Below are 246 nucleotides of genomic sequence, written 5' to 3' on the forward strand. Positions count from 1 at the left end.
CCTCCCGTCCGTCAGGGGGCGCGCCGTCGAGGGCGCGCAACACGCCGCGCGCGTGCCGTCGAGAGCGCACGAAGTGCCGCTCCGTGGCGCCGACAGCGGCACTTCGTGCGACCTCGGCCGGCCGCGCCCGCCGTGCGCGCGAGCGGGCGCGACACGCCGCGCGCGCGGCGCCGAGCGGGCGGGATCGGCCGCCTGGGCGCGCCGAGCGGGACGGAACGTGCCCGCTCGCGGGCCAGGCGCGCGCCC

Origin of the sequence: Curtobacterium sp. MCBA15_016 (assembly GCF_001865105.1) — a bacterium.
Classification (GTDB): Bacteria; Actinomycetota; Actinomycetes; order Actinomycetales; family Microbacteriaceae; genus Curtobacterium.